Raw genomic sequence first — 20,387 nt, forward strand, 5'->3', positions numbered from 1 at the left:
CGGCGGCGGCTCGGGCACACACAAGCACCGAGCGTTACCCCTAAAGGTGGTTCAGTTCACCGCGATCTTGCGCGGCTTCACCGCCTCGGCCTTCGGCAGCGAGACGCGGAGCACGCCGTCCTTCAGCTCGGCGTGGATCTTGTCCACGTCGACCGAGTTGTCGTGCTCGAGCGACAGCGCGTAGGGCGCGTCGACCGTCTCGCGGTAGAGCGGCGTCCAGCCCTCGGGCTTCGCCCAGCCGCGGCGGCCGCGGATGCTGAGGATGCCGTCCTCGGCGGAGAGCTCGAGGCCGTCCTTGGCGACGCCGGGCAGGTAGACCGTCAGGCCCCAGGCTTCGGCGTTCTCCTTCAGCTCGTAGACGGGCTTGAGGGTGAACTCCGGCGCGGTGGACGCGGCGGCATTGTCCTCGCGGCGCGCGATGGCGCGGGAGAGGCGGGGAACGATCTGGTTGAAGAGAGTCATGGCGGGTTTTCCTCCGGGAAAAGGGTTCAGTTGACGTTGATGGCGATCTTGCGCGGCTTGGCCTGCTCCTGCTTGGGGAGCGTGACCGTGAGCACGCCGTTCTCGAGGGCGGCGCTGACCTTGTCGGCCTGCACGCTCTCGGGGATGGTGATCGAGCGGCTGAAGCTGAACGACTGCTCGCCCTCCTTGCGGGTGGCGTTGATCGTCAGGTAGTCCTCGACCATCTCGACGGCGATGTCCTCGCGCTTCACGCCCGGGAGCTCGGCGCGGACGTAGGTGTTGTCCTTGTCCTCGTAGAGGTCGACGGGGAAGCGCGGCGTCGCCGGCGCGGCGACGTCCGCCAGAGCGGTTTCGAAGAGACGATCGATTTCCGACTCCAGACCGGTCCACGGATTCTGGAAAGCGGACCCGCGAAAGAGGGTCGCGCGCGGCTGGGAATAGCGAATGAGGCGATACATGGTGGTGGTTCTCCTGTTAAAGTGGGTTGTGCCAGCGCTGGTGCATCCGACGTGCCGTCCGCCGCCGCAGCGCAAATTCCGGCAAAAGCGCGAGTTAGTGCGCGCGCCGGAAATCCGCTGGGAAATTCTGCCACGGGGTGTGACGTCCCAGCTGCGCAACTCCGTCCCGCCGCCGCGGGGCCGGGCCGGCACAGTGGGGGCGGCTTGTGACACGCCGGCGATTTTCCCGTGGCCACGCCCCGCGCCGCTGCGGCAATCTCCCCGCTCCCGATGAGCTTCGACTTCGACACTCCGATCGATCGCGCCCGCAGCGACAGCCAGAAATGGCAGAAATACGCCGGCCAGGACATCCTGCCGCTCTGGGTCGCCGACATGGATTTCGCCGCGCCGCCCGCCGTGCTCGACGCCCTGCAGGCGCGCGTCGCTCACGGCGTGCTCGGTTACGCGAAGCCGCTGGCGTCGCTCGCCGAGGCCACCGTCGGCTATTGCGCCCGTCGCTACGGCTGGTCGGTCGATCCCAGCTGGCTCGTCTGGCTGCCGGGCCTCGTCACCGGCCTCAACGTCGCCGCGCGCGCGCTGGGCGAGGACGGCGACGAGATCCTCTGCGCCACGCCGGTCTACCCGCCGTTCATGAGTTCGCCCGCCAACCAGCGCCGCCGCACCGTCGCGGTGCCGATGGTCAGGAACGGCGCCCGCTGGGAGATGGATTTCGCCGCGCTCGAACGCGCGGTCACGCCGCGTAGCCGCGCCTTCTTCCTCTGCAGCCCGCACAACCCGGTCGGCCGCGCCTTCACCCGCGCGGAGCTGGCGCAGCTCGCCGCCTTCTGCGTGCGCCACCACCTCACGCTCGTCTCGGACGAGATCCATTGCGACCTCATCCTCGACGACGTCGCCCACCTGCCCACCGCCACGCTCTCGCCCGAGATCGCCGCGCGCAGCATCACGCTGATGGCGCCGAGCAAGACCTACAACGTCCCCGGCCTCGGCACCTCGCTCGCCATCATCCCCGACGCCGGCCTCCGCGCCGCCTTCACCCGCGCCGCCAGCGGGATCGTGCCCGACGCCAACGTCCTCGGCCTCGTCGCGTGCGAGGCGGCGTTCCGCCACGGCGAGCCCTGGCGCCAGGCGCTCCTCGCCTACCTGCGCGGCAACCGCGACCTGATCGAGCAGACCGTCGCGAGCGGGAAACTGCCCGGCGTGACCCTGACGCACGTCGAGGCCACCTACCTCGCCTGGCTCGATATTTCCGCGCTGAAACTCGAGCGCGCGCACGCCTTCTTCGAGCGGCACGGCCTCGGGTTCTCCGACGGCGCGCCCTTCGGCGCCGCGCCGAACACCCACGTGCGCCTGAACTTCGGCTGCACCCGCGCCACGCTGACCGAGGCGCTCGCGCGCCTGCAGCGCGCCGTCGCCGCGGCCCACTGATTCGTGCTGACGGAGGCTCCGCGCGCGTGCCCACGCCGCACGCCCCGTGCAGCCCCCAATGACTCCCGCACTCGTCTTTCCCCGCCACCAATCAAGTGTAACCTAATAGGTTACACTTTGACCGGTTTCTCTCTGGCGCTTGCGGCAACTTGTAACCTATTAGGTTACACATGCTGAAAGTGCATCCACGATTGGGCGTGTGGCTGGAAATCGGCGGCGCGCTGTTTGCGGCCGGGGAGTCCTTGATCGATGAAGCGAAGCGCCGGACGAAAATGCGGCGCTGGCAATCCTACCACACGGTGCGCCCCGGCGCGGCGACCCCGCTCTGGAACATCCTGGCCACGCAGGTGCGTGCCGAACTCGCTCCCTATGGCGCGAAGACGCGACTCGCGCGCTACCTCGGAATCCCGCGACAGCGTCTGCAGGACTTTCTTTCCAGCAAGAATCGGATGCCGGATGCCGAGCTGACGTTGCGCCTGCTGCATTGGCTGGCGGAGAAACGCGCTGGCCGCGACATCTCGCTCTGAGTTATCCCGTAAAGTGTAACCTAATAGGTTACACTTTACGGGTTGCGCGTCATGGGGGGCGAAGCACGGTGGGGGCGTGCGCATCGGGCCGTATGAATTCCCGTCGAACCTGTGTCTCTCGCCGCTGGCGGGCTACACCAACCTGCCCTTCCGCCTCGTCGTGCGCGAGATCGGCGGGCTCGACTGGGTCACGACCGACCTGATCAACGCCCGCTCGCTCCTCGAGCGCAACCCCAAGGCCCTCCAGCTCGCCCAGACCGCGCCGGCGGAAAAGCTCCTCTCGGTGCAGCTCTTCGGCTCCGTGCCGGAGGAGATGCGCGACGCCGCGGCGATGGTCGAGGCGATGGGCATTGCCGCCGTCGACATCAACATGGGCTGCCCGGTCCGCAAGGTCGTGGGCGTGGGCGGCGGCTCGGCCATGATGACCGAGCTGAAGAAGACGCAGGCGCTCGTGCGCGGCATGGTCGAGGCGGTGAAGATCCCGATCACGGCGAAGATGCGCCTCGGCTGGGACGAGAACAACCTCACCGCGCCCGACCTCGCCCGCGCCCTCGAGGACGTCGGCGTGGCCGCGATCTTCGTCCACGGCCGCACGCGTGCGCAGGGCTTTTCCGGCACGGTCAACCTCGCCGGCATCCGCAGCGTCGTGCAGGCGGTGAAGACGGTCCCGGTGATCGGCAACGGCGACGTGACCACGCCCGACGCGGCGAAGCGGATGGCCGACGAGACCGGCTGCGCCGGCGTGAGCATCGGCCGCGGCGCGTTCTACAATCCCTGGATCTTCCGCCACACGCTCGAGTATTTCCGCACCGGCGTGCTGCCGGCCGAGGCGAGCTACGCCGAGCGCGTGCACGTCATGCGCCGCCACCTCGAACTGGCGTGCGCGGTGTTCGGCGAGGAGCTCGGCTGCCGGCTCTTCCGCAAGCCGGCGGCGTGGTATGCGAAGCGGCTCGGCCCGGCGAAGGAGTTCAAGAAGGCCGTGGTCGGCCTGCGCACGCGGGCGGAGTTCGACGCGATCCTCGCGCGCTACGCGCAGTGGCGCGCGCAGTTCTGCGACGAGCGCGGCGAACTGCTGCCGCGCTTCCAGCCGGACCCGATGGTGGCCTCGTTCATGCGCGACGAGGACGACCCGGCGGTGCTGCAGCGCGAGTCGATCCCGGTGCCGAAGGGCCCGGTCGACACCTGGTGATGCGGGCTCGCCACGCGCGCGCCGGCTCCGCAACCTCCGCTTCGTTCCCGCATGTTCAACCTCGTCCATCTCTGGGGCATCTTCCTCGGCACGGTGGTCGGCCTGCTGCCGATCATCAACCCGCTGGCGGCCGCGCCCACCTTCCTCGCCATCACCGAGGGCGACAGCGAGGCGCGCCGCCGGCAGCAGGCGTTCAAGGGCTGCGTCTACATGGTGGGCATCCTGGTGAGCTTCCTCGTCGGCGGCACCTTCATCATGAATTTCTTCGGCATCTCGATCCCGGGCCTGCGCATCGCCGGCGGGATCATGCTGACCGGCATCGGCATGAACATGCTGGCGACGCACCGGGCCACCGACGACGAAAAGGAGGAGCGCGAGGCGGCGCGCCGGAAGGTCGACGTGTCGTTCTCGCCGCTGGCGATGCCGATGCTCAGCGGCCCGGGCTCGATCGCGGTCACGCTCGGCTTCACCTCGCTGGCGACGCACCCGATCGACTACATCGCGATCATCGCCGGCATCCTCGTGGTGGCGTTCCTCACCTGGGTGACGCTGCGGCTCTCGGGCAAGATCGTGACCTTCATCGGCGTCGTCGGCGTGAACGCGATGACGAAGATCATGGGCTTCCTGATCATGTGCATCGGCGTGCAGTTCGTGGTGAACGGCATCCTCGGCATCGCCACCGATCCCGAGGTGCTCCGCGGCATCAAGGCCACGCTCGCGCACTGAGCACGGCAGCGGCCGTCCATCCGGGCGGCGGCGGCAGGAAACGGACCGGGTTAAGCCCTTCGGGCTACGGGCCCGGGCTTGAGTCGGATGCGCGCGGCGCTAGCGTCGCGGCCCAGACCTCCACGCCATGCGCGCTCCCGCCTCTCCCCCGCCCGCCGCGCTCCAGCCGCTGCTTTCCTACCTGGCCTCGCTCACGGACGGCCGCGCCGACCTCGATCGGCTGCACCAGCTGCTCACGGAGTCGCGGGTAACGCTGGAGGACGTGCAGCCGTTCCTGCATTTCGAGGACGACTCCTATTGCCGCAACCTGCTCGCCGAGAGCCCGTGGTTCAACGTGCTCGTGCTCTGTTGGAAGAGCGGGCAGCGCTCGCCGATCCACGACCACGCGCAGTCGGTCTGCGCGTTCAAGGTGCTGACGGGCGTGTGCAGCGAGACGAGCTATGCCTTCTCGCCCTGCGGGCAGGTCGTGCCGGTGCGCACGAAGGATTTCCTCGCCGGCGAGATCGTGGCCTCGCACGACAGCGAAACGCACCAGGTGTCCAACCTCCAGCCCGAGGGCACGCCGCTGGTGACGCTGCACGTCTACTCGCCGCCGCTGAAGACGATGAAGGTGTTCTCGATCCTGGGCAAAACGGGCGGCGAGTGGCGCGCGCCCGAGCATCAGGCGATCGGCGCCTGAGCGCGGCGCGGCGGCGGCGATCGCGCCGTGAGCGGAGGTGCCCGGCCGCGGCACCTCGCCGGGCTGCACACGCTTCCTGACCGCGGCGGCCGAAGAAAAAGGCCGGACCCACGAGGAGTCCGGCCGGAAGAGTCGCCGCGTGGCAGCGCTCAGAATTCGCGGTTCAGGCGCACATACCAGAAGGCGGGCTCGGCGGTGTTGATGGCCGGGTTGTAGCCGAACTGGCTGGAGAGGTAGCGCGGCGGGTCCCAGTTGAAGACGTTGCGCACGCCGACGGTGACCTTGGTGCGCCACGGGGTCAGGTAGCTGACCTGGGGGTTGACGCGCCACTGCTCCTTGGTGTCGGGCTCGGTGTCGGGGCCGGTGAGGAGCTGCGCGGGGTAGCGTCCGATGTAGTTCACGAAGACGGAGGCGGCCCAGTCGCCCTTCGTCCACGCCAGCGTGGCGCTGCCGCGCCAGAGCGGCACGGAATCGGTGCCGTCGATGTCGATGATGGCGGTGGCGCCGAGCGACGAGGTGGTCTCGCGCTCGAAGTTGCCGACGTAGGTGGCGGTGAGGCCGGCGCGGAAGTTGCCCCAGCCTTTGACGTTGCGGGCGTAGTTCACGCCGAAGTCCCAGCCCTCGTTGAGAATCTTGTTGGCGTTGAACCAGTCGGTGGCGACGTAGTCGATGATGCCGACGGTGTAGCCGGCGGCGGCCTCGGCGGGCGTGAGGGCCTTGCGGACGACGCGGCCGGCGGGGAGCACGGTCTCGTTGGCCAGCGTGAACGCGGCGGAGTCGCGCGTGATCAGGTTGGTCTGGTCGAACTTGAAGTAGCCGACGTCGAAGGAGAGGCCCTTGAGCGGGCCGCGCGGGACGTCGAGGACGACGCCGAAGTAGGTGGTCTGCGTCTCCTCGGGCTGGAGGTCGGGGTTGCCGCGGCCGACGGTCTTGAGCTGGGACGACGGCTGGTCGGGCCGGCGCGGGTCGAAGAGCTGGTTGCTGGTGAACGACACGCTGCCGGTCTGGTAGAGGTAGGCGAGGTCCGGGGCCTTGAACGACTCGGAGAACGAGCCGCGCAGCATCAGCCAGGGTGTCGGGCGCCAGCCGAGGGCGACCTTCGGCTTCGTGGTGTTGCCGAAGTCGGAGTATTCCTCCCAGCGGCCGGCGAGCTGGAGCTCGATCTGCTTGGTGACGGGAATCTTCACCTCGGCGTAGGCGGAGGTGACCTGGCGCTTGCCGCCGTAGCCGAAGCCCTCGGAGCCGCCGACGACGTTGCCGGTCTCGTTCTCGAGGGTGCGGACGTCGCTGAGGGTCTCCGAGCGATACTCGACGCCGAAGGCGGCGCCGAGCGGGCCGGCCGGCAGGGTGGCGAGGGTGCCGCTGACGGAGGCGTCGTAGAGGCCGGAGGTGAACTTGGTCTTGTTGGGATTGGTGCCCGAGTAGTAGTCGGTGACGCGCGGATCCTCGGGGCCGAAGGGATTGGCGTAGAGCACCTGGCCGCCGATGTTGAGGCCGTTGAGCGCCTCCTGCACGCGGCTGTCGAAGGCGGTGCCGGGCGAGGCGTTGTCGAACGAGCCTTGCGCGAACATATACGCCGCCTCCCACGTCCAGTCGTTCGGCAGCGTGCCGCCGAGGCCGAAGAGGTAGCGCGGGTAGTCGGACGTGGTGTCGACGACGCGCGGGCCGGCGTTGACGAGGCGGAAGGTGCTCAGCTCGATCGCCTGGCCGGCGGCGCCGAAGTAGCGCGTGCCATACGGGTTGTAGGGGCTGGCGGCGGGGACGACGAGGCGGTTGTTGGTGCCGGCGCCCTTGTCGGTGGTGGTGAACGGGGCGGGCGCGGAGAGGTTGATCGTCTCGATGCGCTTGAAGAACAGGTCGGCGAAGCCGTAGAGCACCGGCGTGAACTGGTGCTTCACGTAGACGCCGAGGCCGCGGCTGGTGTTTTCCGGCAGGAGCGTCGAGTCCTGCTGGAAGTTGTAGAGGCCGGCGCCGGTGACGCGCGAGGTCGCCACGGCGTTGGCGGCGTTCGGGTCGGTGGTCGGGTTGAGGAAGGTGCGCACGGTGGCCGTGCCGGGGATGAAGAAGCGCGCCGGGAAGCTGCTCGAGCTGCGCAGGTCGACGCCGATGACGAGGCCGCTGTTGGGGTCGGTCTCGATCTGGCCGGTGGCGCTCTGGTTGTAGCGCAGGTCGGCGTTGCTCGAGAACGAGAGGTCGCGGTTCATGAGCATGTTCCGGTGCGAGTAGTCGGCCGTCATCACGATGCTCGTCTTCTCCGTGCTCGCGCCGGCGATGACGAAGGCGCTGACCTCCTGCGAATCGGTGCCGAAGGTGTTGCCGAAGGAGACGTCGATGCCGACGCCGGTGTAGGAGCGCTTGAGCACGATGTTGAGCACGCCGGCGACGGCGTCGGAGCCGTAGATGGCGGAGGCGCCGTCCTTGAGGATCTCGATGCTCTCGATCGCGGCGGTGGGGATCTGGCGGAGGTCGATGACGGACTGGAAGCCGTTGAACGCGCCCGCGCCCGATGGCACGGCGCGGCGGCCGTTGATGAGCACGAGGGTGTTGTTGTTGCCCAGGCCGCGGAAGTTCACGGTCGAGGAACCGGAGGCGAAGCCCGTGCCGGAGCCCTCGGGCGAGATGGTGCCGGCGGTGTTGAAGGGCATGGCGCGGATCGCGTCCTCGACGTTGGAGAAGCCGGAGGAGGCGAGGTCGGCCTGCGTGATGCGGACGACGGGGCTGGGCGTCTCCGCGTCGACGCGCTTGATGCGCGAGCCGACGACGGAGAAGGCCTCCATCTTCACGGTGTCGTTGGCGGATTTCGCTTGGTCCGAGTCGGGGCGCCGCCGGTTTGCGCGAGGAGCAGCGCGGGGGTGGCGAACAATGCGGCGGCGGCGCGCCAAAGGCGCGCGCGGACCACAGGCGAGGAGCATGGGGGTTGGTTGATCATGTGCGATCGGGGTTGCGGTGGTGTGCGGCGCCCGGCCGAACGGACCGGCGCGCCAGAGTGCCGGCAGCACGTCATAAATCCCCGGAGCGGCAACGGACGCGCGACATGCGTCTAGGCCGCGGCGCCGAGCGACCAGCGGCGAGCGCCGCTCGACCGGTGGCGCGGGACGAACGGGACCAAGAAAAGGCGGCCGGGATTTCCGGCCGCCGGGAGAGCGGAAGCGAAGCGCGCGCGGCGCGCGGTCGCTCAGAACTTGTAGCGCGCCTCGACGAAGATCAGGCGGCCGACGGCGCCGTAGGTGGCGATGTCGGCGTTGCCGTTGCCGAAGGTGCCCTTGGCGACGGACGGCTGCGTATCGAATACGTTGTTCGCGCCGACGCGCAGCGAGAGGCCGTTGAACCAGCGCGCCTCGCGGCCGAAGGTGTAGCTCACGCCGAGGTCGATGGAGTCGAACGGCTCGACGTAGGTGTCGGCGCCGGGATCGGTCTCGTCGTAGGCGTTCTGGTCGTCGACCGACGGGATGTGCTGCCACGAGAACGTGGCGCCCCACTGGCCGCGGCTCCAGTTGCCGGAGAGGATCGTCTGCCACTTCGGGATGGTGCCGTTGAAGGTGGAGGCGTAGCCGGCGGTCTCGCTGAAGCCGCCGCCGGGATAGGCTTCGAACTCGTATTTGTCGAAGTAGCTCGCGGCGAGCGTGAGGCCGAGCTGGCCGAGAGTGTCCATCTTCCAGGTGTAGTCGAACTTCAGGTCGAGGCCGGAGAGCTTGACCGTGCTGATGTTCTCATACGGGTCGCGCACGTAGACGGTGTCGATCGGGCGGTTGCCGATCTGGCCGGCGGCGGTGACGGGGGCGCCGTTGGTGAACTGCGAGAAGTCGTCCGCCGGGCCGAAGCGCACGCGGTTGGCGAAGCGCGAGGCGGTGCCGTTGAGCTCGACGTCCTGGAGGATGAGCGTGGCGCCGTAGAGGCCGACGAGGTCCTTCTGGTCGATGCTGAAGTAGTCGACGCTCATGGAGAAGCCCTTCACCGCGCGCGGCGAATAGACGAGGCCGAGGGTGTAGTTGTGCGAGGTGGTGGGCTTGAGGTTCGGGTTGGCCGGGTTCTGCTGGTTGGCCTGGCCGGTGATCGGCGCGCCGCCGCCGAAGCGGTCGAGGGCGAGCGAGGGCGTGGAGCCGCTGCCGGTGGGCCCGAACATCTGGAAGAGCGTCGGGGCGGCGAAGGACTCCGAGTAGGTGCCGCGGAGCGCGAACTCGTCGCTGAAGGGGAGCCAGCGCAGCGTGACCTTCGGGACGGTCGGGTCGTCGGTGTCGCTGTATTTCTCGGTGCGGAGCGCGCCCTCGAGCTCGAGCAGGTGGAAGCCCGGCGCGGTGTAGTTGCCGCCGAAGATCGGCACGCGGACGTCGACGAAGGCCGAGTTGACCGAGCGGCTGGTGTTGAGCGGATCGAGCGTGGTGGCGGAGTCCCAGCCGAAGGTGGCGGACTGCGAGTAGACGTCGGAGTTCTGCACCAGCGACTCGACGCGGTGCTCGGCGCCGACGGCGAAGCCGAGCTCGCCGGCGGGGAGGTCCATCAGCTTGCCGGTGAGGCGGCCGTCGTAGTTCTCGATCGTGCTGGTGGCGAAGCCGAAGGCGGTGCCGAACATGCCGGACGACTCGATCGCGCCCGGGGCCTGCTCGCGGGCGAACATGTTGATCGTGCCCGCGGCGACGGCGGCAAGGCGGGCGGCGGTGTTGACGACGTTCTGGTTGCGGTAGCTCTGGTCGATGCGGTTCTTGTCCGCCGCGATCTCCCAGGTGTAGCCGTTGCTGAGACTGCCGCGCAGGCCGACGACGCCGCGCATGGACGTGGAGTCGTAGAAATACTGGCGCGGGTAGGCGGTGAAGCGGTTGCGCGCGCGCAGGGCGACGTCGGACGGGTTGGTCGGGTCCGCGGCGGAGCGGCTGGAGCTGAGCGGCTGGGCGTTCAGCTGGCTGTAGGTGTTCGTCTGGGTGTAGAGGAAGTCGCCGAAGAGCGTGACCGAATCGGTGAAGCGGTGCTCGAAGTTCACCAGGGCGGACGAGCGCTCGTTGCCGAGGAGGAGCGTGACGTAGTTGGCGAGGTTGAACGCGTATTGCTTCTCCGTGCCGAGGCCGCTGGCGAGGTTGCTGCCGTCGACGGGGATGTAGGTGCCGTTGGCGACGAGCTGCGCGAGCGTGAGGTTCTGGTTGAGCGGCGGGGCGTTGAGGCCGGGCTTCAGCACGTAGAACTGGCCGGTGCTGTCGTCGGTGATGACGCCGGCGAAGGTCGGCGTGCCGTAGCTCTCGGCGGAGTAGCGGCGCTCGTATTGGAAGAGCGGGTCGGTCTTGGCCCACTCGCCGCCAATGGTGACGGTGGTCTTGCCGGTGCTGGCGCCGCCGACGAGCGAGAACTTGCGCTCGGAGTAGTGGCCCTTCTCGTCGGAGAAGGCGTAGCGGGCGTTGGCCTCGAAGCCGTTGAAGTCCTTTTTCAGGATGATGTTCACCACGCCGGCGACGGCGTCGGTGCCGTAGAGGGCGGAGGCGCCGTCGTGCAGCACCTCGACGCGCTCGACCGCGGCGATGGGGATGAGGTTGAGGTCGACGAACTGCAGGCCGCCGGAAGCGAGGATGGGCGCGTAGGCGGCGCGACGGCCGTTGATCAGGACGAGGGTCTGCGTGTTGCGCAGCGCAACCGACGAGCCGCCGCCGGTGGAGCCGGAGCTGATGTCGGCGTTGGAGGAGCCGAGGTTGAGGCCACCGGTGAACTGCGGCATCGTCTTGCGCAGCACCTCGAGCAGGCTGCTGCTGACGCCGCTGTCGGCGATCGAGGCCGCGGAGATCGTGGTGACGGGGTTGGCTGGCTCGCCCGCGGCGACCGGGATGTAGGAGCCGGTGACGACGAATTTCTCCATCTTCACCGTGTCGCCCTCGGCCGAGGCCGAGGGGGAGGGTTGCTGGGCGTAGCTGCCGACGGCCAGCGAAGGAAGCAACGCGAGCGCGAGGGCGCGCCGGAGCTTCCGCTTCTGCGGATGTGTTTGGTTCATGGTTGGCGTGAGGGTAGCCGCGGCGTTGGCGCCCGCGGCATCGCCGGGAGGTTCACCCCGGGCGACGCCGCGATGCAGCGGCGATCCACGCTTCGTCGCAAAGGCCAGCGGCGCGCAGCTAGCGCGCCGCGGTGAACGGCGCAAAATCGCCCGCCAATGCGCGGCGGCGCCTCAGAGCAGCTGCTCGACGGCGCCGCGGTAGCTGCGGCTGATGTTCAGCGTCGTACCGTCGTCGAGCTCGAGCGGGCGGCCCCACGCCGTGGTCGGCTTCAGGCAGCGCACGAAGGCGGTGTTGACGACGCAGGACTTGTGGATGCGCACGAAACGCGCGGCGCTGAGCTGCTCGAGCGCGTGGGTGAGCGTCATGCGCGTGAGCAGGTTCCGCTGCGTCGTGTGCACGCGGATGTAGTCGCCCTGCGCCTCGATCCAGCGGATGTCGGCCTGGTTCACGAAATGGTGCTCGCCGTCGACCTTGAGCACGAACGGCGCGTCCTTGCCCGGCGCCGCCGCGGGCGGCGGGGCGGGGCGGCAGCCTCGGCCTGCCGGGCGAAGTGCGCGAGCAGGCTGGTGACGGCGCGCTCGGCCGACTCGAGCAGGTCGCCGCGCAGGCGGCGCTTGGCGCGCTCGACCGCATGGTGGAACCGGTCGTCGGAAAACGGCTTCACCACGTAGTCGACGGCGTGCAGCTCGAAGGCCTTGATCGCGTGCTCGTCGAACGCGGTGATGAACACGACTTCGGGCCGCTCGGAGGGCTTGAGGCGCAGCAGCGCCTCGAGGCCGGTCAGGATCGGCATGTGGATGTCGAGCAGGACGAGTTCGGGCCGCTGCGTCCGCATCGCCTCGAGGGCGGCCTCGCCGTCGCCGGCCTCGCCGACGACCTGGATTTCCGGGTCGGCGCCGAGGAGCTCGCGCACCATGCGGCGGGCGATCTTCTCGTCGTCGACCACGAGCGTCTTGATCTTTTGCATGGGGTAAGTCCTCAGGCGCGCACCGGCACGGCGGATTCCGCGACCTTGAATGGCACCGCGAGGCGCACGACGGTGCCGGCGGGCGTGTTCACCTGGCAGTCGAGGGTGAACTCCGCGCCGAAGGCGCGCGCCATGCGCTGCCGAGTCGTCGCGAGCCCGACGCCGTGGCTCGGCGGCGCGGCCTCGCCGCGCGGCATCTCCGCGGGATCGTTGACCACCTCGAGGTGCAGGCGCTCGCCCTCCACCCAGGTGCGGATGCGCACCCAGCCCGGCGTGCGGCGGCGGGCGATGCCGTGCTTGATCGCGTTCTCCACCATCGGCTGGAGCAGCAGGGTCGGCACCTCGGCCACGAGCGACTCGGGCGTGGCGTCGATGGCGAAGCTCAGCCGCGCGTCGAAGCGCATCTTCTCGATCTCGAGGTAGGTGCGGCAATACGCCAGCTCCTCCTCGAGCGTGACGACCGGCCGGCCGGTGCTGCCGATGAGCGCGCGCAGCAGCGCGCTGACGCGCGAGAGCGCCTCCACCGCCTGCGCGTTCTCGCCCAGGCGCACGAGGCCGGCGACGGCGTTGAGGGCGTTGAAGAGGAAGTGCGGGTGCAGCTGCTGCTTCAGCGCCTTCATCTCCGCTTGCACGAGCTCCGAGCGCAGCTGCTCCTGCTGGAGCTCGGTGGCGCTGAGCCGGAGGCGCAGCTCGTTCTCGCGGACGAGCGCGAGCTGGCGCTCGTGGAGCAGGTCGACGATGTAGCCGCCGCCCAGCGTGCCGAGGTAGGCGAGCACGTCGAGCAGCTGGCGCGCGCTGAACTGCGCCGTGATCTCCTGGAAGCTGACGAACGGCATCGACCAGCCGGACTTGAACGCCAGCGCGGCCCAGATCCAGATGCGCATGACCATCACCCACTCGAGCAGCACGGCGCAGAAGGCGAAGTGGAGAAAGAGCCCGAGCGGAATCCACCCGCCGTGGAACGGGATGCGCCGGCGCAGCTCGAAGATCAGCGGCGTGAGCAGTCCCCACAGCCAGGCGCGCATCATCTGGAGGTAGCCGAGCCACACCACGACCATCGTCCGGTCGCCGCCGCGCGGGACTTCGATCGGCACCGTGGCGAAGGTCTGCGCCATGAGCACGATGCCCAATCCCGTCCAGATCGCGAAGAGCAGCGGCCAGCGGATGGGGGGACGGGAGGTCACGGCCCCTGCGTGCTCCCGCCCAGTGAAAAATGCAAGCCCCGCCGCGGCGGCGCCGACGACGGCGAACGCACGCCGGACCGATTCCGCCGCCGGCCGCGGTGCACTCGTCTCAACCCGGTAGCCGTTCGTCGATTTTCCCGCCGTGACACGGAAAAGCCCGCGGCGTCGGCCTCGCGCGGATCCCGGCGTGGCGCCGGGACGCGCTCAGTTGCGCCGCTCGACCGTCGCGCCGGTCTTGTCCTTGAACACGAGCATGCGCGTCTCGGCGTTGTAGGTTTCGAAATAGATGCCGAGCTGCGGATTCACGAGGTCGCCCGGCGCGTAGGCCGTGCGGTCGATGAACACGCGCGGGTTCGCACCGCCGCGCACGCCGCTGATCCGCAGGTTCTGCACCCAGGCCTTGAAGGCGACGCCGGCCGGCGGCGGCGGGGCGGGCTGGGCCACGGCGGGCGCGGCCGTCGCCGGGAGCGCGGCGGCGGGCTTCGCGTCGGCGTCGAGCACCTCGTTCGTCGCGGCGGTCTGGCCGTTCGCGACGGTGGCGGCGGTGCCCTTGGCCTTCGCGACCGCCTGGCCAAGCGCCGTGGTCGGCGCGGATGGCTGGGTCGGCGCGAGATTTTGCGCGCCGGCCGGCGGCGCGGCCTTCGGCTGCGATGCCACCGGGCGCGGCTTGGGCGGCGGAGGCGGCTCTTCCCGCGTGAGGTAGAAGAACGCCGCGGCGCCGAGCGCGAGCACGCCGCCGCCGATGCCGGCGAGGAGGAAAAGTTTCCGGCGCGGATTCGCCGCGGTCGCCGCGGCCTTGAGCTGCTTGGCCTCCGTCTCGCTCGGCGGCGCCTCGGAGCCGGGCTTTTTCAGGCCGGGCGGCGGCGGGAATTTCGCGACGCCCGGGGGCGGCGGAAACGCCGCGACCGGCGGCGGGGCGTCCGCGGCGGGAGCGGCAGGCGGAGCGGGCGTCTCCGCCGGAACTGCGGCGATCGGCGGCGCGGGCGGCAGGTCTTCCGCCGGAGGCGGCGGTTCCGCGGGCGCCGGCGTGGACGGCTCCGCGGGGGCGGCGGGCGCAGCCGCCGGCTCGCGCGGCTTCAGCGCGATCTTCGGGCGCGGCGCGGCCGCCGCTTCGGGCGCCGGCGCTGATGGCGGCGGCACGGACGCGGCGGGCGGAGCGACCGGCACCTCAGGCGCAGCCTGGACCGGCGGCGCCGGCGGCTCGACGGGAGCGGCCACGGGAATGGGGACGGCGGGCTCGGTGGGCGCCGGGGACGCGCTCGGCGTCGCCGCCGCAGTCGCACTGGAAAGCCTCGGCCGCAGACGCACCGGCGCGGCGGCCGGCGGAACGCTTTCGGCCGCGGGCGCCGGCGGAGCGACCGGTTCGCTCGGCGGCGGGGGTGTCGCGGGGGCGGCGGGCGCGGCCGCGGGAGTGGACGCCGCCGGGGTTTCGCCCGACAAGCGCGGCTTCAGGCGGAGCTTCGGGGCGTTCTCGTCACTCATGTCGTCTGGTTAACGATTTTGCCCGGCGGAGAAACACAAAATTCCCCGCGGACGTGACAATTTTCGGAGTTTTCACAGCATGGCCGCCATGCCGCCGGAAAAGACCTTTCGTTCGCGCGTGGATGCCTGGCTGGTGGCGGTCGTCGCCGGCGCCACGGCGCTGCCGATCGCGGCGGCGATCTGGCTCGCCAGTCACGGGCAGACGCACGGCGTGCTGCTGCTCGGCTGCTGGGGCGTGACGATGCTGGCGGTCGGCGGCGCGCTGAGCTGGCCGCTGCGCTACACGCTGCGCGCGGACCGGCTGCACATCCAGAGCGGCTGGCTGGAGTGGGACGTGCCATATGCCTCCCTGCGCGCGGTCGCGCCCTCGCGCAATCCCCTCGCCGCGCCGGCCTGGTCGCTCCGGCGCGTGCGGCTGGATTTTGCAGATGGCTTCATCCTCGTCTCGCCAGACGACCGGGAAGTGTTCATATCGGAGCTCGCCGAGCGCTGCCCGCACCTCGTGCGGACCGGAGCCGGTTTGGCGAAGCACCTACCCCTGCCCCATGAAAAAGCTGCCCGCTAAGATCGCCGGCATCACCACCCCCGCGGTGGAGAAGGCCACGGGTCGCTCCTGGGCGGACTGGTTCGAGGTGCTCGACGGGGCGGGTGCGAAATCCTGGCCGCACGCCGAGATCGCCCAGTGGCTCCAGAAAAAACACCGGGTGAACGACTGGTGGAGCCAGATGGTGACCGTCGGCTACGAGCAGATCACCGGCCGCCGCGTGAAGAACCAGAAGACCGACGGCTTCGAGATCAGCGTGAGCAAGACCATCGCCGCGCCCGTCGCCGTCGCCTTCGAGGCGTGGAAGGACGCCGCCATCCGCGAGCGCTGGCTGCCGCGCACGCCCTCTCGGTCCGCAAGGCCACGCCGCACAAATCCATCCGCATCCTCTGGCCCGACGACACGACGCTCTCGGTGAACTTCTGGCCCAAGGGGCCGCTCAAGTGCCAGGTGGTGCCGCAGCACGGCAAGCTCCCCGACGCCGCCACCGCCGAGCGGATGAAGACGTTCTGGACGCAGCAGCTCGACGCGCTCGGCGCGTTTCTCGAGCCGAAGGCGTGAGGCGCCCCGCTCCGCCCGCCGCCGGGGTTTTCCCGCTTGCCCGATCGCCGCAACCGCGGCGCAGTGTCGGCATGTGTCTCCCTCGCCGCCTTGCCTTCATCCTCGCCGCCGCGGCGCTGGCGGCGGCCGGATTCGCGCAGGAGGTGCAGCAGCACGGCCTGGCCTTCGAGCGCTGGGTGCGCGACACGTTCTTCGGCGGCTACCAGCCCGCCAGCTACACGCAGCGCTGGGACATCCCCGCCGAGGTCAACCGCGACCACGGCGGCGTGCCCGTGAACCCCAAGGCGGCAAAGTTCGGCGGCCCGGTCGACCTCGGCGACGCCCTGCGCCAATACGAAATCGGCGAGCCCTTCGTGCTCGTGCTCGGCTTCTGGGAGCAGGTCGGCGACGAGAAGCGCTTCGTCACCATCCTCGCCCCGCTCATCACCCCCGAGCAATGGCGCGCGCTCTGGGGCGACGTCACCTACGCCGACCTGCTCCGGCTCGACGAGCTCATCAAGGACCCGGGCCGGCCGATCGAGGAGGTGCGCCGGCTCGCGCTGCGGATGAAAAGCGCCCCGCCGTTCACCACCGCCGTCATCCAGCTGAACCCGAAGATCGACGCCCGCCAGCGCCGCCTGCAGTGCTCGCTCCGCTTCGCCGACGTCTTCAAGCACCTCGCGCCCGGCGCACCGCCGCGGCCCGCCGGCCCGGCCACGCTGTGGGGCGTGCCCTTCCCCGGCCCGCTCCATTCGCCGCCGCGCGGCTCCTGAGCCGGGAGCCGGTCGCGACGCCCGGACAATTGGGCCCTGACAACCGGCAGCCCGTCGTGCATGAATCGGGGCGTTCACTTCTCGCTCCTCCGCCTCGCTTGAACCTCTCCCTGCGTGTCCTGATTGCCGCCGCCCTGCTCGGCTCGAGCGGCGGCCCGATCCTCCTTGCCGCCGCTCCCCCGCTCCGCATCGGCGTGGAGAAAAACAACCCGCCGCTCGCCTACCTCGACGAGCAGGGACAGCCCGCCGGCTTCATGATCGATCTCCTGCAGGAGATGTCGCGCGTCAGCGGCGTGGAGATGCAGCCGGTGCCGGACTTCTGGCGGAACCATTTCCCGGAACTCGACGCCCACCGCCTCGACGCGCTGGGCAACATCGCCGACACCCCCACCAACCGCGTCGAGCTCGGCCTCTCCATCGGCCACGCCCGCATGCACGCCGTGGTCTACACGCGCCCGGACCGGCCCCCGCTGCTGCGCACCGCGGACTTCGCCGGCAAGACCATCGCCACCGTCGCCGGCACCGCCGCCAACGTCCGCCTCCTCCAGCAAACCAACCTCGGCGCCCGGATCGTCTCCTACCCCTCGTGGCAAGACGCCTTTGCCGCCACCGAACGCGGCGAGTGCGACGCCACGCTTTTTTCCAACCAGCTCTATCCCGCCGGCGGCACGTCCCACGGGCTCACGCGGCACTTCGTGGAGGACATGTTCTATGCCTTCCATTTTGCCACCCGGAAGGACGACCCGCAGACCCTCGCCGTGCTCAACGAGGCGCTCGCCCAGCTCATGCGCAACGGCGAGTTCGACCGGCTCTACGCGAAGTGGATCGGCCCCATCGAGCCCCGCCAGATCCATTTCGCCGACCTCAAGCCCTACCTGATCCCGCTGGGCCTGGCCCTGGCGGCGATCACGGCCTTCATCCTCTGGCAACGCTACCTGCTCCGCCGGCTGCGGGAGCACACCCAGGCCCTGCACGTGAGCGAGCAGCGCTGGCGCTTCGCGCTCGACGGCTCCGGCGCCGCCGTCTGGGACTGGGACCTGGGCCAGGGCCGCGCCTTCTACTCGTCGGTCTGGAAACGGATGTTCGGCTACGCCGACGACGAGGTGGGTGCGACGCCCGAGGCCGCGACGCGGCTCGTCCACCCCGACGACCTCCCCCGGTTCCAGGCCGCCCTCGAGACGCACCAGCGCCAGTCCGACCAGCCCTTCCTCGTCGAACACCGCATGCGCTGCCGGAACGACTCCTGGAAGTGGGTCCTGAACCGCGGCATGGTCGTCGACCGCGACGCCCAGGGCCGCGCCACCCGCATGATCGGCACCTGCTCGGACCTCACGCTGCACCGGCAGGCCGAGGAGGACCGCCTCGTCCTCGGCAAGCTCGAGTCGACCGGCATCCTCGCCGGCGGCATCGCCCATGATTTCAACAACCTGCTCACGACCGTGTTCCTCAACGTGGACATGGCGCTCTGGTCCGGCAGCAACGGCACGCCGGCCACCAAGCATCTCCACGACATCAAGAAGGCCGCCACCGCCGCCCACCAGCTCACGCAGCAGCTCATCACCTTCGCCCGCGGCGGCGCGCCGGTCCGGCGCCTGGCCTCGCTCCCCGAGATCCTGCAGGAGTCCACGCAACTGGCCCTGAGCGGCTCCACCCTCGCCGCGCGCTTCGACCTGCCGCCCGACCTCTGGCGCGCTGAGGTCGACGCCAGCCAGATCGGCCAGGTCATTCGCAACCTCGTGCTCAACGCCCGCGAAGCCATGACCGCCGCCGGCACGCTCACGCTCCGCGCCCGCAATCTCACCCTCGAGGCCAACGCCGTGCGCGGCCTGCCCGCGGGCCACTACGTGTGCCTCTCCGTCGCCGACACCGGCGCCGGCATCCCGCCGGATATCCTGCTCCGCATCTTCGACCCCTACTTCTCCACCAAGCAGCGCGGCGAACAAAAGGGCATGGGCCTCGGCCTCACCATCTGCATGTCGGTGGTGACGCGCCATCGCGGCACCATCACCGTCGAATCGACGCCGGGTCAGGGCACCACCTTCCACGTCTACCTGCCCGCCCTCGCCGCCGCCCCGGCCGACGCCACCGATGCAAGCGGCCCCGGCACCGCCGCCACCGCGAACAACCGTGGCCGGATCCTCGTGATGGACGACGATCCCGGCGTGCGGCTCGGCCTGGCCGCCGGCCTGCAGCAGCTGGGCTATCGCGTCACGGAGACGGAGGACGGCCAGGCCGCCATCGAGGCCTTCCGCCGCGCCCGCGCGACGTCGGACCCCTTCGACCTGGTGATCCTCGACCTCACGGTCCGCGGCGCGATGGGCGGACTCGACGCCCTTCCCTCCCTGCAGGAAATCGATCCCGCCGTCGCCGCCGTGGTCATCAGCGGCTACGCCGACAATCCCGTGCTGCGCGACCACCGCCGCTACGGCTTCCGCAGCGCCCTCGCCAAGCCCTTCACCCTCGAGACGCTCCAAGAGGCCCTCGCCGAGGCCAGGGCCCCGGCCGAGCGCGCCCCCGCGCCCTGAGCCCCGCCGCGCCGGCGACCCATCGCGCACCCGTTGCCCCGTTTCGGCCGCGATTACGTTTCGTAATTTCGCACGGATCGGCCGCCCTGCCGGCACCCCGCACTCGCCGGTTTCCCGTTCCGGCGTAAACTACGCTCAGCGGCGGAGCACGCCGTCCGCCGCGCCCGTCAACCGCTGCCAACGACTCGCGCCATGACCCCGCATACCTACCTCGAGCACGGCCTGTCCGTCCTGCATGCGCGGCTCCGCACGCCCCGCGCCCCCGCGAGCCCCGCCTCGCACGCCGAAATCCACCCGTTCGTCACCCTCTCCCGCGAGACCGGCGCCGGCGCCACCACGCTGGGCCTGGAGCTGATCCCGCTCCTCGACCGCGAATTCCAGGGCGACGACGCCCGCTGGGTGCTGCTCGACCGCGACCTCCTCGACCAGGCCCTCAAGCACCACCGCCTGCCCGCCACCCTCGCCGAGTATCTGCCGGAGGACCGCGTCTCGGAAATCCGCGCCACGATCGGCGAACTCGTCGGCCTGCACCCCTCGCTCTGGCAACTGGAGCAGAAGGTCTCCGAGGCCGTCCTCCAGCTCGCGCACGTCGGCCACGTCATCCTCGCCGGCCGCGCCGCGCATCTCATCACCCGCCCCTGCCCGGCGGCCTGCACGTCCGCCTGGTGGCGTCGCGCGACGTCCGCATCGCCCGCACGGCCGCGGCGCAGCACTGCAGCCGCGCCGTCGCGGCGGCGCAGGTCGACAAGGCCGACGAGGCGCGCCGGCGCTTCGTGCGGCAGAATTTCGACGCCGACCTCGACGACCCGCACGCCTACGACCTCGTGCTCAACACCGACCGCCTCTCCGCCCGCGCCGCGGCCGAGGTGGTCATCGCCGCCCTGCGCCAGCGGGTGCGCGAGCCCGTCGCCGCCGCCCCGGTCGTCACGGCGTAGAA

At 70.2% G+C, this 20,387-nt stretch carries 20 protein-coding genes; 11 read left to right on the forward strand and 9 right to left on the reverse strand.

Translation table 11 applies throughout. The annotated features are described in order from the left end of the window. Nucleotides 1-51 precede the first annotated feature (51 nt). Complete coding sequence (locus ACMYLB_RS21930) at nucleotides 52-462, reverse strand: Hsp20/alpha crystallin family protein (protein WP_415909066.1); 411 nt, start codon at nucleotides 460-462, stop codon at nucleotides 52-54. Nucleotides 463-488: 26 nt separating this feature from the next. Next, nucleotides 489-920: an Hsp20/alpha crystallin family protein gene (locus ACMYLB_RS21935; protein ID WP_415909067.1), complete on the reverse strand. Its 432-nt coding sequence runs from the start codon at nucleotides 918-920 to the stop codon at nucleotides 489-491. 270 nt (nucleotides 921-1,190) lie between these two features. Between ACMYLB_RS21935 and ACMYLB_RS21940 the strand changes: the two genes are divergently transcribed. The 5 genes from ACMYLB_RS21940 (at nucleotide 1,191) to ACMYLB_RS21960 (ending at nucleotide 5,466) form a co-directional block, all read left to right on the forward strand. Next, nucleotides 1,191-2,345 (forward strand): MalY/PatB family protein, encoded by a 1,155-nt coding sequence (locus ACMYLB_RS21940; protein ID WP_415911132.1) that lies wholly within the window; start codon nucleotides 1,191-1,193, stop codon nucleotides 2,343-2,345. A 170-nt stretch (nucleotides 2,346-2,515) separates the two neighbouring features. Further along, on the forward strand, nucleotides 2,516-2,872 hold the full coding sequence (locus ACMYLB_RS21945) for a hypothetical protein (protein ID WP_415909068.1): 357 nt from the start codon (nucleotides 2,516-2,518) through the stop codon (nucleotides 2,870-2,872). A 76-nt stretch (nucleotides 2,873-2,948) separates the two neighbouring features. Next, nucleotides 2,949-4,061: a tRNA dihydrouridine synthase DusB gene (gene dusB, locus ACMYLB_RS21950; protein WP_415909069.1), complete on the forward strand. Its 1,113-nt coding sequence runs from the start codon at nucleotides 2,949-2,951 to the stop codon at nucleotides 4,059-4,061. A gap of 51 nt (nucleotides 4,062-4,112) precedes the next feature. Further along, on the forward strand, nucleotides 4,113-4,787 hold the full coding sequence (locus tag ACMYLB_RS21955) for a MarC family NAAT transporter (RefSeq protein WP_415909070.1): 675 nt from the start codon (nucleotides 4,113-4,115) through the stop codon (nucleotides 4,785-4,787). A gap of 127 nt (nucleotides 4,788-4,914) precedes the next feature. Then, nucleotides 4,915-5,466 (forward strand): cysteine dioxygenase, encoded by a 552-nt coding sequence (locus ACMYLB_RS21960; RefSeq protein ID WP_415909071.1) that lies wholly within the window; start codon nucleotides 4,915-4,917, stop codon nucleotides 5,464-5,466. 149 nt (nucleotides 5,467-5,615) lie between these two features. Here the strand turns inward: ACMYLB_RS21960 and ACMYLB_RS21965 are convergent, their stop codons facing one another. From ACMYLB_RS21965 to ACMYLB_RS21990, 6 genes are all read right to left on the reverse strand, one after another. Further along, nucleotides 5,616-8,243, reverse strand: a complete 2,628-nt coding sequence (locus ACMYLB_RS21965; protein WP_415911133.1) for a TonB-dependent receptor plug domain-containing protein — start codon at nucleotides 8,241-8,243, stop codon at nucleotides 5,616-5,618. A 398-nt stretch (nucleotides 8,244-8,641) separates the two neighbouring features. Next, entirely contained in the window at nucleotides 8,642-11,434 is a 2,793-nt protein-coding gene (locus ACMYLB_RS21970; protein WP_415909072.1) for a TonB-dependent receptor domain-containing protein, read from the reverse strand. A 171-nt stretch (nucleotides 11,435-11,605) separates the two neighbouring features. Further along, nucleotides 11,606-11,914, reverse strand: a complete 309-nt coding sequence (locus tag ACMYLB_RS21975; protein ID WP_415909073.1) for a LytR/AlgR family response regulator transcription factor — start codon at nucleotides 11,912-11,914, stop codon at nucleotides 11,606-11,608. Then, nucleotides 11,881-12,402: a LytR/AlgR family response regulator transcription factor gene (locus tag ACMYLB_RS21980; protein ID WP_415909074.1), complete on the reverse strand. Its 522-nt coding sequence runs from the start codon at nucleotides 12,400-12,402 to the stop codon at nucleotides 11,881-11,883. The genes ACMYLB_RS21975 and ACMYLB_RS21980 overlap by 34 nt, the downstream gene beginning before the upstream one ends. Before the next feature lie 11 nt (nucleotides 12,403-12,413). Beyond that, on the reverse strand, nucleotides 12,414-13,586 hold the full coding sequence (locus ACMYLB_RS21985; RefSeq protein WP_415909075.1) for a sensor histidine kinase: 1,173 nt from the start codon (nucleotides 13,584-13,586) through the stop codon (nucleotides 12,414-12,416). 204 nt (nucleotides 13,587-13,790) lie between these two features. Then, a complete protein-coding gene (locus tag ACMYLB_RS21990) occupies nucleotides 13,791-14,804 on the reverse strand; it encodes a hypothetical protein (protein WP_415909076.1) in 1,014 nt (337 codons plus the stop codon). Nucleotides 14,805-15,147: 343 nt separating this feature from the next. Here ACMYLB_RS21990 and ACMYLB_RS21995 point away from each other — a divergent pair, with 343 nt between their 5' ends. The 5 genes from ACMYLB_RS21995 to ACMYLB_RS22015 all read left to right on the forward strand — a co-directional run bounded on the left by ACMYLB_RS21995 (nucleotide 15,148) and on the right by ACMYLB_RS22015 (nucleotide 19,450). Then, the gene (locus ACMYLB_RS21995; protein ID WP_415909077.1) at nucleotides 15,148-15,633 is read left to right on the forward strand and encodes a PH domain-containing protein; all 486 of its coding nucleotides are present in this window, start codon (nucleotides 15,148-15,150) and stop codon (nucleotides 15,631-15,633) included. Beyond that, complete coding sequence (locus ACMYLB_RS22000; protein ID WP_415909078.1) at nucleotides 15,614-16,030, forward strand: DUF4287 domain-containing protein; 417 nt, start codon at nucleotides 15,614-15,616, stop codon at nucleotides 16,028-16,030. The genes ACMYLB_RS21995 and ACMYLB_RS22000 overlap by 20 nt, the downstream gene beginning before the upstream one ends. Beyond that, entirely contained in the window at nucleotides 16,027-16,173 is a 147-nt protein-coding gene (locus ACMYLB_RS22005) for a hypothetical protein (RefSeq protein WP_415909079.1), read from the forward strand. The genes ACMYLB_RS22000 and ACMYLB_RS22005 overlap by 4 nt, the downstream gene beginning before the upstream one ends. Before the next feature lie 71 nt (nucleotides 16,174-16,244). Further along, nucleotides 16,245-16,925, forward strand: coding sequence for a hypothetical protein (locus tag ACMYLB_RS22010; RefSeq protein WP_415909080.1), 681 nt, complete (start codon nucleotides 16,245-16,247; stop codon nucleotides 16,923-16,925). A gap of 98 nt (nucleotides 16,926-17,023) precedes the next feature. Further along, nucleotides 17,024-19,450, forward strand: coding sequence for an ATP-binding protein (locus tag ACMYLB_RS22015; protein ID WP_415909081.1), 2,427 nt, complete (start codon nucleotides 17,024-17,026; stop codon nucleotides 19,448-19,450). 135 nt (nucleotides 19,451-19,585) lie between these two features. On the opposite strand, the gene ACMYLB_RS22020 is transcribed toward ACMYLB_RS22015, so the two are convergent. Continuing rightward, on the reverse strand, nucleotides 19,586-20,074 hold the full coding sequence (locus ACMYLB_RS22020) for a hypothetical protein (protein ID WP_415909082.1): 489 nt from the start codon (nucleotides 20,072-20,074) through the stop codon (nucleotides 19,586-19,588). Between the two features lie 41 nt (nucleotides 20,075-20,115). Between ACMYLB_RS22020 and ACMYLB_RS22025 the strand changes: the two genes are divergently transcribed. After that, nucleotides 20,116-20,385, forward strand: coding sequence for an AAA family ATPase (locus ACMYLB_RS22025; RefSeq protein WP_415909083.1), 270 nt, complete (start codon nucleotides 20,116-20,118; stop codon nucleotides 20,383-20,385). Nucleotides 20,386-20,387 lie beyond the last annotated feature (2 nt).

The organism is Oleiharenicola sp. Vm1, assembly GCF_047777955.1.
Lineage (GTDB): Bacteria > Verrucomicrobiota > Verrucomicrobiia > Opitutales > Opitutaceae > Didemnitutus.

Excerpts from the sequence above, each read along its gene's own strand:
- ACMYLB_RS21930 (WP_415909066.1), bottom strand. The coding sequence starts at position 462 with ATGACTCTCTTCAACCAGATCGTTCCCCGCCTCTCCCGCGCCATCGCG.
- ACMYLB_RS21935 (WP_415909067.1), bottom strand. The coding sequence starts at position 920 with ATGTATCGCCTCATTCGCTATTCCCAGCCGCGCGCGACCCTCTTTCGC.
- ACMYLB_RS21940 (WP_415911132.1), top strand. The coding sequence starts at position 1,191 with ATGAGCTTCGACTTCGACACTCCGATCGATCGCGCCCGCAGCGACAGC.
- ACMYLB_RS21945 (WP_415909068.1), top strand. The coding sequence starts at position 2,516 with ATGCTGAAAGTGCATCCACGATTGGGCGTGTGGCTGGAAATCGGCGGC.
- ACMYLB_RS21955 (WP_415909070.1), top strand. The coding sequence starts at position 4,113 with ATGTTCAACCTCGTCCATCTCTGGGGCATCTTCCTCGGCACGGTGGTC.
- ACMYLB_RS21960 (WP_415909071.1), top strand. The coding sequence starts at position 4,915 with ATGCGCGCTCCCGCCTCTCCCCCGCCCGCCGCGCTCCAGCCGCTGCTT.
- ACMYLB_RS21965 (WP_415911133.1), bottom strand. The coding sequence starts at position 8,243 with ATGGAGGCCTTCTCCGTCGTCGGCTCGCGCATCAAGCGCGTCGACGCG.
- ACMYLB_RS21970 (WP_415909072.1), bottom strand. The coding sequence starts at position 11,434 with ATGAACCAAACACATCCGCAGAAGCGGAAGCTCCGGCGCGCCCTCGCG.
- ACMYLB_RS21980 (WP_415909074.1), bottom strand. The coding sequence starts at position 12,402 with ATGCAAAAGATCAAGACGCTCGTGGTCGACGACGAGAAGATCGCCCGC.
- ACMYLB_RS21995 (WP_415909077.1), top strand. The coding sequence starts at position 15,148 with ATGGCCGCCATGCCGCCGGAAAAGACCTTTCGTTCGCGCGTGGATGCC.
- ACMYLB_RS22000 (WP_415909078.1), top strand. The coding sequence starts at position 15,614 with ATGAAAAAGCTGCCCGCTAAGATCGCCGGCATCACCACCCCCGCGGTG.
- ACMYLB_RS22010 (WP_415909080.1), top strand. The coding sequence starts at position 16,245 with ATGTGTCTCCCTCGCCGCCTTGCCTTCATCCTCGCCGCCGCGGCGCTG.
- ACMYLB_RS22020 (WP_415909082.1), bottom strand. The coding sequence starts at position 20,074 with ATGCGCGGCGCGGCCGGCGAGGATGACGTGGCCGACGTGCGCGAGCTG.